The sequence below is a fragment of the Massilia sp. W12 genome, assembly GCF_037300705.1.
Classification (GTDB): domain Bacteria; phylum Pseudomonadota; class Gammaproteobacteria; order Burkholderiales; family Burkholderiaceae_D; genus JACPVY01.
This window is the reverse complement of the sequence record NZ_CP147776.1, coordinates 263,073-276,916: the sequence shown is the minus strand read 5'-3', so window position 1 is coordinate 276,916 and position 13,844 is coordinate 263,073. Positions and strand designations below refer to the sequence as shown.

The 13,844-nt window shown below is 55.1% G+C and carries 10 protein-coding genes; 4 read left to right on the top strand and 6 right to left on the bottom strand.

Translation table 11 applies throughout. From position 1 onward, the window contains the following. Window positions 1-97: 97 nt before the first annotated feature. The 5 genes from V8J88_RS01190 to V8J88_RS01170 form a co-directional block, all read right to left on the bottom strand. Entirely contained in the window at window positions 98-454 is a 357-nt protein-coding gene (locus V8J88_RS01190) for a hypothetical protein (RefSeq protein WP_338847316.1), read from the bottom strand. 78 nt (window positions 455-532) lie between these two features. Further along, entirely contained in the window at window positions 533-3,241 is a 2,709-nt protein-coding gene (locus V8J88_RS01185) for an Ig-like domain-containing protein (RefSeq protein ID WP_338847315.1), read from the bottom strand. A gap of 668 nt (window positions 3,242-3,909) precedes the next feature. After that, a complete protein-coding gene (locus V8J88_RS01180; RefSeq protein ID WP_338847314.1) occupies window positions 3,910-4,554 on the bottom strand; it encodes an MBL fold metallo-hydrolase in 645 nt (214 codons plus the stop codon). Between the two features lie 267 nt (window positions 4,555-4,821). Continuing rightward, the gene (locus V8J88_RS01175; RefSeq protein WP_338847313.1) at window positions 4,822-5,877 is read right to left on the bottom strand and encodes a M23 family metallopeptidase; all 1,056 of its coding nucleotides are present in this window, start codon (window positions 5,875-5,877) and stop codon (window positions 4,822-4,824) included. Between the two features lie 283 nt (window positions 5,878-6,160). Further along, window positions 6,161-6,484: a hypothetical protein gene (locus tag V8J88_RS01170; protein WP_338847312.1), complete on the bottom strand. Its 324-nt coding sequence runs from the start codon at window positions 6,482-6,484 to the stop codon at window positions 6,161-6,163. Between the two features lie 135 nt (window positions 6,485-6,619). Here V8J88_RS01170 and V8J88_RS01165 point away from each other — a divergent pair, with 135 nt between their 5' ends. Continuing rightward, window positions 6,620-8,950, top strand: a complete 2,331-nt coding sequence (locus V8J88_RS01165; protein WP_338847311.1) for an EAL domain-containing protein — start codon at window positions 6,620-6,622, stop codon at window positions 8,948-8,950. Window positions 8,951-9,104: 154 nt separating this feature from the next. Here V8J88_RS01165 and V8J88_RS01160 read toward each other — a convergent pair whose 3' ends face one another. Next, window positions 9,105-10,289, bottom strand: a complete 1,185-nt coding sequence (locus tag V8J88_RS01160; protein ID WP_338847310.1) for a PilT/PilU family type 4a pilus ATPase — start codon at window positions 10,287-10,289, stop codon at window positions 9,105-9,107. Window positions 10,290-10,400: 111 nt separating this feature from the next. Between V8J88_RS01160 and V8J88_RS01155 the strand changes: the two genes are divergently transcribed. The 3 genes from V8J88_RS01155 to V8J88_RS01145 all read left to right on the top strand — a co-directional run bounded on the left by V8J88_RS01155 (window position 10,401) and on the right by V8J88_RS01145 (window position 13,844). Then, on the top strand, window positions 10,401-10,607 hold the full coding sequence (locus V8J88_RS01155; protein ID WP_338847309.1) for a hypothetical protein: 207 nt from the start codon (window positions 10,401-10,403) through the stop codon (window positions 10,605-10,607). A 37-nt stretch (window positions 10,608-10,644) separates the two neighbouring features. Continuing rightward, window positions 10,645-11,748, top strand: a complete 1,104-nt coding sequence (locus V8J88_RS01150; protein ID WP_338847308.1) for an ABC transporter substrate-binding protein — start codon at window positions 10,645-10,647, stop codon at window positions 11,746-11,748. Between the two features lie 92 nt (window positions 11,749-11,840). Then, window positions 11,841-13,844 carry an ATP-binding protein gene (locus V8J88_RS01145; RefSeq protein ID WP_338847307.1) on the top strand — a complete coding sequence of 668 codons (2,004 nt, stop codon included), beginning with the start codon at window positions 11,841-11,843 and terminating at the stop codon, window positions 13,842-13,844.

Genomic DNA, 13,844 nt, shown 5'->3' with positions numbered 1-13,844 from the left:
GGTGTCTGCGCTGCAATCATTCTGCAACGCTGCGCCCCGCCCCAACGCAGGCAGTCATCATAACTTGCGTCAGATACCGCCAGGCGGCTCGCCAGAATCAGGAAATTGCTCCATATTTCCATGCTTCAATCGTATTGCCGTAATGCAGGCAATCACCTGTGCCAGTCGCCCAAATTCTGGCGCCAGTGGCTTTGGCTTGCATGACCATCGCATAAACGGCACGTCCGCCGACACTGTCCACATTAAACGAAAGTGCGTTTTGCTTCGTTCCACAGGCGGTCGGCGTATTCAGGTCTTTTGAGAAGACAACAAAACCATTGCCCGACGCATCAACCCGCACCTCCGTCACCTCGCCTGCGGCAATCACAGCGGCAGCATTTGCTTGCAAACAAGCCATGCTCATTAAAACAGCGATCATCCATGATTTCATACCATTTCCCTTTACAAAATTCATCAAGACTCAAAAAGCACAAACTGCGCTTCCTCATTACAATCGCCCGCCCTCCGGCATAACAGATGACGGGCATTTTTATCAATTCAGCATCATATCCATTAATGTCGGCAACCAATCAAGACTGTTGACATTGATATCCATGCTCGATTCTGAGCTGCTGAAATTGGCATTGCCTGCATATACCACCCGCACTTTATGCTGTCCGGCCGGGAGCGAATTCTGCAAACACGTCGCCGCGCCATTCACCAGTTGCAGATTGCTGCAAGCGCTGATGCCAGAACCATTCAAATAAAAACTGACACTGCCGGTTGGCGTTGCATTCGCGCTGGCGACAGTGGCCGTGAATGTCACCGGCTTGCGCACCATGATGCGCTCAGGGTTCACACTCAGTTGGGTGGTGCTTGCAGGCAATCGCACTGTCATACTGCGTGTTACACTGACAGCGGCATCATAGTCCGCATCGCCTTGCTGAGAGGCAGTCACCGAACAATCGCCCACACTCAACAGATTCAACTGGTTGCCGCTCAGGCTGCATACCGTCGCCGGCGTGGCGCTCAGCGTTAAAGGCAAACCGGAAGAGGCGCTTGCGCTAATCGTCAACTGTTTGCGATCCAGGGTTTCATCCGGCAAGGCGGTGAAGTTGATGGTCTGGCTTCCTTTCACTACAGCCAAATCCATGAAGTAATCTTCTGAAGGCGCATAATCATTATTGCCGGTCAGGCTGGCGACCAAACGGCATGCTTGCCCGCTCGGTGTGAGCTTGATCGCCATCACTTGATACTTGCGCACATCCGTCTTGAGCACATTGCAGTATTCCGGATTGCGCGAATGCAGGGTCGGCTCAATCTGACTGATGGTGGGTTTGAGATTAACTTCAAGCTGCGCCCCCATGCCAATCTTGGTGTAAGTATTTTCGAAGCCGACAAGCTGATAATACTTCACATCAAGCGGGATGTTTATCGAGCCAGGCTCCCAATCATCATTACCAGCTTGAGAATAGTAAACAGTGCATGTGCCACGACCAATACCAAGCAATTTCACGGTCAGCGCATTTTCAGTGCGCAGTGGATTAGACATTGAGCAACGTGCATTGGCGTCAGGCAAAACCGTCAACTCAACCGGATTGCCAGAGGCGCCGCCGGTCACTTTCAGATCGTCGTATATACCATCGCGCATATAACCCAAGCGCCCCATGAAAAGCACCTGAGGAGTTTGCAAACCTTTGGCCGTCAGGATGGAGCGCGTGACAGGGCCGGCGGCATACGCATACCCATCATCCGGACGATCCGCTTCGAGAATGCAAGTCTGCGCTTTCAATGGATTCAGCAGAAATCCGTCATTCGGGCCTGGCACGACTGTGCACACAGTCGGGGTTTTGCTGATCAGACGCACTCTGCTGTTGGGCGTGTCGCCACTTACCTTGACCTCTACCGCAGGCCCCACTTTCAGGCCAAGTGGCGGCACAATATCAATCGGAATTGTTTTCTTAACAATTTGCACCGTATGGATTGCTTCAGCTTTGACATATTCGGCGTTGCCAGCCAGCAGCGCGCTCACCTTACAGGAATTTCCACGCAAGGCTTCAAGTCGCCACGCGCCTGTTGCGCTGTTTCCTGTAAGACGGCAAACACTCGGATCACTGCTGCTGATCAACGGTGATACACCCGGTGCGGCATCCGCCATTACCGTAAAGTTCACAGCAGCGCCAACATCCAAGCTGGCAGGCAAGCCCACAATTGAAACTGATTGTTTTTTCTTTATTTCGACCTGATAGGTATTAATCGCATTCAGATAGTTATTATCAATACTATCTCCTTTGATTGGATCAAGCTTCAAGTCAACTGTGCAAACACCTGGAGCCAATGCTTTCAGCAGGTATGAAAAATCATTAATGCGGGATACCTCGCAAGCGCCAGTGGGAGAAGCCGAGCCGCCAACGCCCGGTTTGGCTTTTGAGCCAGTGGTTTGAATCGCGAAAGAAGCCGATTCGCCAACCGCCATTTCTGACTTGATATTGCTTGAGCTAATCGTGCTTATACCTTTTTCAATCGTGATACTGAAGGCTTTGTTTGCATCAAAGTAGTCCAGATTACCGATGTTTTTTGCATTCAAGGTGCAAGTCCCGATGGCTTTTGGCGTAACTGTGACTGTGTTAGCGTTTTGGGTAAAGGAACACACCGTAGTGTTGCTGGATGTGACCTGCAGCGGCGTATTCAGATCCGGTGAAGAATTGATAGTGAAGGTTTGTGGCGCAGAACCATACTTTATGCTCGAACCGCCCGCATCAGAGGTAATATCGCGCGGAGTTTTCTTACCTACAGTGAATGATACTGGATAGTCTGCAGGTGAAAACGCACCAAACGCCGGACGAACCACGGCCAATTTGCAAGTATGAGTGGCATCCGTGCCGTGCAAAAACTCGACAACCACTGAGGCGTTCGCCTCACTTCTATTTTCATTCGTCAAATTACAAGCTGAAGGCGAACCAATCATCTGGGACATAAAATCCACTGGATTGGCGGCAGAGATTTCAGCCCCAGGCGAAGTCGCTGCAACATAGACTTCAACTTTCTGACCCCAGACATACTTGGCTCCGACCCCAAAATCAATCTTAGTATCAGGATCACGGACACCAATAACAAAACCTTGCGCCGTAAGCGCCATGGCATCCATGCTCACCATACCCATGAGCATCGCCGCCAAGGTCAGCCTGCCAATACTGTTTTTAATAACCATATTTAACATTCCCCCTTCATTAAAGGAATAGCCTTTACACCAAAAAGACATTGCAAGCATTCTATATTTTACTCACAGCAAGAAGCAAGCATTTATAACATCAGGATCTATTTTTTTATTAAATAATTATGCAACGGGAGAAATAGTGCATTTTTTATATCAAAAAGTAGAGAAAATTCTATTTCTGTTTTTGCATCTTTAATGCTGGTTTTAAATCATTAAAATTTTTAGATTAAAATACAAAATTCACTTCGAGCAATTCATGATCTCCCTATGCAAGAACAAAGATGGGATGAAACATAAATCATATTTACAAATGGTAAATTTACTCAGATACAGAGTTTTTGCTATTACATATGCGATGCAGGCAGCTGGGTATAGGCATGTGTTGCATGAATACTCTTGCGCACACAAAGTTCGATGAGCTGAAAAGACTTGTGCATAAAATCCATCCGGCATACGCGTCGCAGACTCTGCCAGCACTGTGGCATGCACAATAGATCGCCTTGATCCAACTGTGTACATAGGAAAACGCGCCGCCGGCGCTGGGGCAAATAAGGGGAGATCAGGGTGGAACGCTGTGCACGATCTGCTGCGCGCAGAAAAAACAGGGGCAACCGTGAACAATCCAGCTTTAACTTATTGATAAAGCGATTGCATATATTGCCCTCCTTCGCATTGGAAGGAGGAACATAACTGATGCATAGCTGCGCGAGTTGTCAACCGAATTTACCAACAAAGGGATTGTGCTGTTTTTCCCAGCCTATGGTGGACATCGGCCCATGGCCGGGAATGAAGCGGTAATCATCCGGCAGGGTGAATAATTGGCTGCGGATGGCGTGCAATAATTGCTCATGGTCGCCGCGCGGAAAATCGCTGCGGCCAATGCCGCCGTGAAACAAGACATCGCCGACAATCGCCAATTTGCCGGGATGATGGATGAACACCACATGGCCAGGCGTATGGCCGGGACAGTGCCGCACTTCCAAGTTCAGATTGCCAACTTGCACGCTATCGCCAGGCTCCAGCCAGCGTTGCGGCGCAAACGCCTTGGCCGGCGGGAAGCCGAACATGGTGGACTGGGTGGGCAACATATCCAGCCAGAACGCCTCTTCTTTTTGCGGGCCTTCAATCGCCACGCCAAAATGCTGCGCCAGCTCCAACACGCCGCCGACATGATCCAGATGGCCGTGCGTCAAAATCAATTTTGTGATGCGCACCCCGCTTTGCCGCACCGCTTCGAGCAATTTGGGGCAATCGCCGCCAGCGTCAACCAAGGCGCCTTGCATGGTTTCATCGCACCACAGCAGGGTGCAGTTTTGTGCGAAGGGGGTGACGGGAATAATGTGATATTGCAAGGCCATGGCGGATTTCAAGGCAAAATAAAGCCCACATGATACGGCAGTTTTGCGCCATGGCGGCGCCCGGCCCGGCATCCGCGCATGCATTCATGCGACAGCCATGGCGGCATCTTGTATGCCGCCAGACCGCCTCAGTTTTTCGCAAGCGGCTTCAGGCTGCTGAAAAAGACCATCTTAGCGCAACGATATTTTTCCCCTAAAGCAAAACAGCCGGCCCTGATGCCAGGCCGGCTGTGTTGGCGCGGTCAGACCTGTACGGGCCTGCTCAGCTTATTTGCGCCAGATTGCCGAGCGCACATCACCGCAATACCACCATTTGTACAGATAGAAACCTTGCGATGCGTACAGCAGTTTCTTGGATTCAAAGTCCGCCACGCTCATGCCAAAGTTGGCATACCACGGGCCGGTCGCCGGCACCCAGTCAGTGTTATAAATCTGGCCATTATTGGTGCAAGACATGTTTTCCGCCATCTCGCCGGAATCCGCCATATGGTTGAACCAGCTCTGCATGTTTTCATCCTGGATATTGTTGACCGTCCAATAAGCAGTCGAATGCGGGGCCCAGACCAGAATCGGGCCGTCCGGCAGCGCCGCGCCTTTGAGCAGCGTCCAGGGTCCGTTCACCGGTGCATTATTATTCGGATTCGGCGTGGTCATGCCGCGATCAAATTGCATCTTTTTCGCCACGCTGTCTTTCGCCATATGCACATGCAGATGCGGGCCGGTCGAATTGCCGCTGTTGCCGACATAACCGATGATCTGGCCGGCGTTAACACGCACGCCGTTGGTCACCGCTGCTTCCGGCGCAATCCAGCCGGTGCTGCTTGGGTTCTTGAATTTGGTGGCGTTGTGCGGGCAAATGCTGGCCGGCACGGTGCCCGGAATCGCATGTGCATGCAGGGCATAGGTGCCGTCATCGCCCAAAATCCAGACGTGGTTGCCGGCCACGCCGATATAACCGTTCACCACATCAGCGTCTTTCGTGCCGGCCTTGGCATTATCCGGCGCATTGCGCCAGCAACCCACCACCGTACCCGAGATCATGGCGCGGATCGGCTTGTTATAAATCAGGTGGTTTGCGTTCACGGTGGCGTCAGCGCCATCGCTGACCAGGGCGCTCCATGTGCCATTTGCGGTGCGGCGGCGCGCCACGATGTCTTTTGCCTCTCCCTGCAGATAACCGCCACCGTGCGTGGTGGTGCTGTAGCGGTGATTCAAATTCAAGTCGTCAGCGCGCAAGGGGAATTGCGCCGCCATGCTGGAAGTTGAAAACAGGGTGAAACCTGCCAGCAGACTGATGCTGAAAGCGGAAAGAGCGTTGTTCATGTTTTTCTCTCTAAATAGATTTTGACATCCCGGTCAGAGCCGGATAGATACCCTCAGATACGCGCGCTTTTCAGTTGTTCAGGAGGATGGCCCTCTGGCTGCGCATCCCCTGACTGTCCTGCTTGTTTTGCGCTTAATTGCGATCTGATGTAAGCATCTTACGCCCCATTTTTAAAACAAAACAGATACAGATTAAGTCTTTTTTAATAGATACAGTTTGCACAAATGGAAACTGATCTTGCTTTTTGTTATGAAAACGAAGGTGTTTGCTTCCATTAGGAAATCAATTTTGCAATAGATAAACATATTCATTGATAGCATCAGGAAATGAGAAATCCTGAAAAATCAAGCCCTTGCCATCACAAAAATAAAAACAGCAAATCATGCGCCACAATTTTTCCAACCCCCTTTCCATCACCATCAGACAATCCGGCGGCGCCTCCTCTGCAGATAAAAAAAGCGGCTGCGCAGTGTGGCAAAAGCAGCAATCCGGCGCATCACGATGCTTGATGCCGCCCGCAGCAGCAGCCCCGCCTCCCCAATTTCGCGAAAGCCGCCTAGATTGAATACACGCCAGCGCCGTCAAAGCATAAAAAGGCGATTGCAACACTGATAAAGCTGACAGCTACCATGGAAGGCCAAGGCCGCCGATGATTAGCTGCAAGCCGACACCCACGGCTGTATAAGGCGGCTGTAGCGCCGATAAAACTGACCGGACTGCATGACTCCTCGCACGATAAAGATGAGCATGCCTATTAGCTTGCGCCCCGACTATATGCTGGATATCAAATACCCTCTTGCGCGCAAACATCTGCCAGCTGCGCGCCTGGCTATATTCATCTGTTTACTGCTCGTGCTGCTGGCGTTTGGCGCCGGCGGCTGGCAGTTGGATGCGTTCGCCACTTTGCTCTGCCTGTCGCTGGCGCTGCCGCTGCTGGCCTTGTTCGCCTGGTGGCAATGGCAGGATATGCGCCGCATGCGGCGTCAGCTGGCGGCGGCGCAACACAGCAATCAATTGCAGTTGGGCGCTTTGCAGCACAGCCGCAACCCGACCTTTATCGTGCAGTGCGATGAGCGCTACACCCTGAGCTTTGTGAATGCCGCCTTGCTTGAAATCTGCCAGCTGCCGGCAGCTTCTTTATTACAGCAAGACATGGCGCAACTCTCGCCGGATGGCTTGCCGCCCGGTCTGCAAGCCGGCCCCGCCACGCTGGAGCTGGAATGGCGCTTGCGCCGCAATCATGCCGATGCGCTGCCGATGCGGCTGCGGCTGCAAGGTTTGTACGACAGCCATGGCGCCCTGACCCATTACTGTGGACAGCTGGAAGAAATCAGCGCCAGCCAGAACTGGCGCCTCAGCCTGCAACAGCAACGCGGGCGCGACGCCTTAACCGGCCTGCCGAACCGCACCTTATTGCTGGATTTATTGAGCCAGTCAATCGCCTACGCCAGCCGCTATCAGCATCAGCTGTGGGTGATGTGCCTGAATCTGGACCGCTTCAAACTGATTAATGAGAGTCTGGGCCATCAAGCCGGCGATCTGGTCTTGCAAATCATTTCCCAGCGCCTGCAGGCGGCGGTGCGCGACACCGACACCGTGGCGCGCATTTGCTCTGATGAATTCGTGCTGGTGTTTCCTGAACGCAGCCGGCAGCAATCTGAAACCCTGTCCACCCGCATTCTGGAGCGCTGCCTGCAAGCGCTGGCGCAACCGGTGGAAGTCATGGGCCAGCGTGTATTTCCCAGCGCTTGCGCCGGGGTCGCAACCTGGCCGGCGGACGGCCAGGATGGCGAAACCCTGCTCAAACACGCCGACATCGCGCTGGACCGCGCCAAGCAGAGCGGACGCAACCGTTTTCAGTTTTACACCCCTGCGATGCAGGATAAAGCCTTGTTGCGCTTGCATCTGGAGAGCCGCTTGCGCATCGCGCTGGAGCGCGGCGAATTTGTGCTGTATTTCCAGCCGCAAGTTGAATTGCACAGCGCCAGCGTGGTCGGGATGGAAGCGCTGTTGCGCTGGAAACACCCGGATCTGGGCATCGCCCCGCCTTCGCAATTCATTCCGCTGGCGGAAGAAACCGGCTTGATTGTGCCGCTCGGGGCCTGGGTCTTGCAACAAGCCTGCCGTCAGGCCAAACAATGGCTGGACGATACGCAACGCCAGGATGCGCCGCCGCGCATCGCGGTGAATATCTCCGCGCGCCAATTCAGCGACAGCGATTTGCTGGCGCAAGTTGAGCAAGCCCTGGCCGACAGCGGCTTACCGCCGCATCTGCTGGAATTGGAGCTGACGGAAAGCCTCTTAATGCAGGATGTGGACAAGGCCAGCAGCGTCTTGCGCAGCTTGAAGCAACTCGGGGTGCAGATTGCGATTGATGATTTCGGCACGGGTTATTCCAGCCTGGCGTATTTGAAGCGTTTTCCGATTGATGTGCTGAAAATTGATCAATCTTTTGTGCAAGACCTGGGGCGCGAGGCGGATGGCGCGGCGATTGTGCGCACCATTATTTCGCTGGCGCACAGCCTGCGCCTGGAAGTGATTGCGGAAGGGGTGGAAAACGAAGCACAGCTGAGTTTTTTGCGGCGTCACCATTGCGAACGCATGCAAGGTTATTATTTCAGCCGCCCGCTGCCCTCCAGCGAATGCGAGCAGATGTTGCGTGCGGTCAAATTGCTGCCGCCCAAGGCCGGCGCAAGCCAGGCTTGCCTGCTGAGCGTGGGCGGGCCGGCCCCGGCGGATGTGCGCTGGCGTTTGCAACAAGTGGAAGACGGCCCTGCCGCCCTGCAATTCCTGGCCCGCCAGACGGTAGCGCTGCTGCTATGGCACGCCCCGGCGCAAGGCTTGCGCGCCGCCGCCGACTGGCTGTTGCAAGCGCATGCGCTATACCCGCAGATGCAAATCGTGGTTCACAGCGCCAGCCCCGAACTGGGCGAATGGCAATGGCTGATCAACCAGCTCGACATCTGCCGCTGCCTGGGGCCGCAGGACGATGCGCAAAAGGTATTGCAAGCGCTGCAAGAAGCACTCGCGCGCAACGCAAGGGAAAGCGGGAGCGGCTTGCTGGTGGCGTGAAAAACGCCCGCGCACAGCATAGCCTTGCGGGGCGCGCGCCGGAGACGGACTTGAGACTTATACGCCGTTCTCCCTGAGCCTGTCGAAGGGCATGCTTGCGCAAGGAAAATAACAACGCCGTTGAAAACATGCGTAACGGCAAGCCCCTGCAAGCTTATTTCTTTTCCTCCTCTTCCGGCTCTTCTTCCTCCAGAATATTCAATTCCGTTGGCCCGGCGGCATGGTTTTGGCTGCCCGGTTCGCCCCGGCTGGAGTTGAGTTTAATCGCCAGACGCAGGCCATTGGCGGAATCAGCGTTGCGAATCGCTTCGTCGTAGGAAATAAAGCCTTTGTTATACAAATCGTACAAGGCTTGATCAAAGGTGCACATGCCGAGTTCGCGCGACTTGTGCATGACTTCTTTGATGCCGTGGAAATTGCCCTTCATAATCATATCGCTGATGGTGGCGGTATTGAGCAAAATCTCAATCGCCGCCTTGCGTCCCTTGCCATCTTCAGTGCGCACCAGACGCTGCGAAATGATGGCGCGCAAATTTGAGGACAGATCCATCAATAATTGATTGCGCCGCTCTTCCGGGAAGAAGTTGATGATGCGGTCCATAGTCTGGTTCGCATTGTTCGCATGCAAGGTGCCAAGACATAAATGGCCGGTCTCGGCAAACGCAATCGCATGCTCCATGGTTTCCGTGTCGCGGATCTCACCGATCAGAATCACATCCGGGGCCTGGCGCAAGGTGTTTTTCAAGGCATGATGCCAGGACAGGGTATCCACCCCGACTTCGCGATGGGTAATCAGACAGCCTTTATTCCGGTGCACATATTCAACCGGGTCCTCTACAGTAATGATATGTCCCGCTGAATTGGTATTGCGGTAGTCAATCATCGCCGCCAGCGTGGTCGATTTACCTGAACCGGTGCCGCCCACCACCAGCACCAGGCCGCGCTTGGTCATGATCACATCTTTCAAGACCGGCGGCAGATCAAGTTTTTCAAAAGTCGGAATCTCCGATGCAATGGTGCGGATCACCATCGCCACCTGCTGCTGCTGCACCAGCACATTCACCCGGAAGCGACACACCCCGGGCAGCGAAATGGCGAAATTGCATTCCATCTCCGCTTCAAACTCATGCTTTTGCTTATCGTTCATCAAGGCATACGCCAGCTTGCGGGTAATGTCCCCGGTCAGGCGCTGCTGACTGAGCGGCTTCATCGCGCCCTGCGCTTTCATGCTGGGCGGAAAATCAGCCGAGATAAACAAATCCGAACCGCCCGCATGGTGCATCACTTTCAATAATTGATGGATGTAATTTAGCGCCTCTTCGGGGCCGAATGTGGACATGGCGATCTCCTGTCTTGATGGCACGCAAGGTGGATCGCCTGATTATCCAGCCAGCCCGGTCAGTACGCAAGCACATGTCCTGCAGCGGATTTCAATGCTGCAGTGCAAAAGTTGCATTTCACCAGCAAAAACCGCGCATCAATGCTGGCGACATCTAGTAAAAATCACAAAGAACTGTGCAAAATCTTGTTGGATGCACCGGACAATCGCCCGCTTTCTCTCTCTAAAAAAAAGAATATCGCATTGAATCCTGGTGATTCCCCGGCAATGTTTCTGTATGGCATCAACTGTCATCCAGCTGTCACACAGGCTGCCTAATATTGCGCCGCGCAAATCATAATAAGGGGTCAAAAAAATGAAACTCTCATCCATTCTCAGCAAACTTGCCGCACTCTTTCTGTGCGCAGGCATGTTGGCGCCGGTGGCCGGAGCCGGTGAAAAAACCATCCTGATCAGTCAAAGCATCGACTTGAGCGGGCCGAATGGCGCCTTGGGGCGCGACTATGTGGCCGGCATCACCACCTGCTTTGACGCAGTCAACGCACAAGGCGGGGTGCTGGGCAAACGCATCAAATATGTGGTGCAGGATGATCGCGGCGACCCGCAGACCGCCGCCAAAAACGCCGCTGAAATGGCGGAACGCACCGATTACATCATCGGCGGCATCGGCGATGAAAGCACCAACGCCATCCTGGCGCTGCCCGGCATGCGCAATCACTTGCTGTTCGCACCGCTGGCCAATCCACAGAAAGAGTGGGAGGGACGGGCCTTAATCTGGCGTCCGGGACAAAGACAGGAAATCGAATATCTGTTCGGCTGGTTTGAAAAACTCGGCATCCGCGATGTCGGTTTAAGCTATCAGGAAGAACATGTGAACCGCCAGCTATTGCAATTTGTACAAGATCAAATCAGCAAACGCGGGCTGCGTTTAAGCGGCGTGGCGCGCGTGCACAGAGACAACGCCAGCACCGAACGGGAAGCGCGCGCACTGGCCGAGCGCAAGCCGAATCTGGTGTTCTCACTCTCAGACAGCATCGGGGCCGGCCTGTTTTTGCGCCAATTCCGCAAATATGCGCCCACCACCTTTGTCGCCGGCGCTTCACTGATCAATCTGCCGACCCTGGTTGAAATCGCCGGCCCGCGCGCCACCGACTGGGCGGTGTTTTCACAAGTCACGCCCAATCCCGGCGCCCCCGTCACCCCGCTGCAAAGCGAACATCTGGCGATGATGAAACGCTTCCGCGATGAAGAAGCCAACAGCATGACGCTGGAAGGATATGCCGTCGCCAAGTCGCTGGTGAAAGCGATCAGCCTGGCGCGCGGCGGCAGCTTGCAAGCCGCACTGTCACGCAAACAAATCGACCTGGGCGGCTTCAATGTCACCTTAACGCCACAGGGCGGCATGTCGAATTATGTCGATATCGCCCTGCTGCGGCGCGGGCGCAGCCTGATGTTTTAAATTTGACCCGCAGCCTGCGCGCGGCTACCATGAAGAGCGGCCAATCCTGGCCACACGGCTGTGACAGCCGGTATTTTCTGTGAGGTAGCCGCGTGAAGCTTTCCTTGCGCGCTAAATTCCTGCTGCTGGCGGGAGTAGTGCAATTCCTGCTGGTGGCGCTGCTGCTGGCCAACAGCGGGCGGCTGTTGGACGACGCCATCATGCAAAACGCCAGCCGCATCGCGCAGGAGTATGCGGTGACGCTGAATTTTTCCCTCTCCCCCTATGCACAGCAAGCGCGGCTGGATCAGGTCAAACCCTATCTGGATGAAATGCTGGCCACCCCGCAAGACAGTTATCTGCGCTATCTGTACATCAGCAATGCCCGGGGCGAACGCATTTTCAGCGTCGGCCAGCCCCCGCCGCAAGACGTGATCAGCGGCCAGGAATTGGCGCGCCAGGCCGGGCTGCAAATGCGCAATCGCGGCTTGCTGCTGCACGCCGCCGCCCCTTTTCTGCTGCAGCGCGCCGAAATTGGGCAAATGCATTTCGCCATTTCCACCGAAGAATTAAGCCAAACCCGCCGCAATCTGCTGTGGCAGGGGATCGCCATCGCCTGCGTCATCGCCCTGCTCAGCTGGATGTTGCTGTTGCTGTTTACACGCGGCATCGGACGCCGCCTGCAGGCCCTGCATGCGCATGCGCAACGCCTGCAACAAGGCGAATACGGGGCACGCTTATCGACCCGGGGCGGAGATGAAATCGCCACCCTGGCGGAAGTCATGAACCGGCTCGGCGGCGCACTGCAAGAGCGCATCGCAGTGCTGGAAGAATCGCGCCGCCAACTGGGCAAATCCGAAGCGCGCTTTAAAACCCTGTTTGAACTTGCGCCCGCGCCCCTCACCGTGACCAGCATCGATGGCCGGCTGCAAGCGGTCAACCAAGCCTGGCAAAACTGCTTCGGCTACAGCCCGGCGCAAGTGCTGGGCCGCACCTCGCAAGATATTGGCTTCTGGGACAGCATGGAAGAACGCGCCAGAATCTGGGATCAGCTGAAAAACGAAGGACAGGTGCAAGGCATCGTGGCCTGCGCGCGTACCGCGCAAGGCGTGGTGCTGGAAGTGGCGGTCTGGTCGGCCCGCACCGATGAAGGCAATCTGGTGTGGGCCTTGCTGGATCTGAGCGCGGAACTGCAAGCCCGCCGCGCCCTGCAGGAACTCAACGCCACCCTGGAATTACGCGTGGCCGAACGCGCCGCCGCGCTGCAAACCGCAAATCAGGAACTATCGCAAACCTTAGCCACCTTGCGCCGCACCCAGGCCGAACTGGTGACTTCAGAAAAGATGGCGGCGCTGGGTTCGCTGGTGGCCGGCGTGGCGCATGAAATGAACACCCCGCTTGGCAACAGCCTGTTAATGGCCAGCGCGCTGCACGATCAAAGCCAGGAAATGGAAAGCGCGGTGCAAAACAATGTCTTAAAGCGCAGCCAGTTACTGGATTTTTTGCAAAACAATTTGCACGCCACCCGCACCATGCTGCAATCCCTGCAAAAAGCCGCCAATCTGGTGGCCTCATTCAAACAGGTGGCGGTCGATCGCAGCCAGGATGCGCGGCGCAGTTTTGATTTGCGCACCGTATTGCAAGACACCTTGAGTATGTACGGGCCGCGCTTGCAAAGACAGAACTGCCGCCTGGAATTGCAACTCGCGCCGGATCTGAGCCTGGATTCCTACCCCGGCAGCCTGAGCCAGGTGCTGGACAATCTGCTCGCGAATGCGCTCCTGCACGGACTGGAGGGACGCAGTGAGGGACGCATCAGCGTCAGCGCCAGCGCGCCCGATGCGCAATCCGTGCGGATCAGCGTGCGCGACGACGGCAACGGCATGTCAGCAAGCGTATTGCAGCATGTGTTTGAGCCATTTTTCACCACCCGCATGGGACAAGGCGGGAATGGCTTGGGCATGCACATTGTGTACAACCTGGTGCGCAATGTGCTGGGCGGACAGATTGTATTGGAATCCAGCCCCGGACAAGGTTGCTGTGTCACACTGGAGCTGCCGCGCATTGCCCCAGCGACAGACACAGCAGCGCAAGTGATGCCGCAAGACAGTCCCTGA

Coding starts and splice junctions, on each gene's coding strand:
- V8J88_RS01175 (WP_338847313.1), bottom strand. CDS start 5,877: ATGAACAACGCTCTTTCCGCTTTCAGCATCAGTCTGCTGGCAGGTTTC.
- V8J88_RS01165 (WP_338847311.1), top strand. CDS start 6,620: ATGAGCATGCCTATTAGCTTGCGCCCCGACTATATGCTGGATATCAAA.
- V8J88_RS01160 (WP_338847310.1), bottom strand. CDS start 10,289: ATGTCCACATTCGGCCCCGAAGAGGCGCTAAATTACATCCATCAATTA.
- V8J88_RS01180 (WP_338847314.1), bottom strand. CDS start 4,554: ATGGCCTTGCAATATCACATTATTCCCGTCACCCCCTTCGCACAAAAC.
- V8J88_RS01190 (WP_338847316.1), bottom strand. CDS start 454: ATGAATTTTGTAAAGGGAAATGGTATGAAATCATGGATGATCGCTGTT.
- V8J88_RS01150 (WP_338847308.1), top strand. CDS start 10,645: ATGAAACTCTCATCCATTCTCAGCAAACTTGCCGCACTCTTTCTGTGC.
- V8J88_RS01185 (WP_338847315.1), bottom strand. CDS start 3,241: ATGTCTTTTTGGTGTAAAGGCTATTCCTTTAATGAAGGGGGAATGTTA.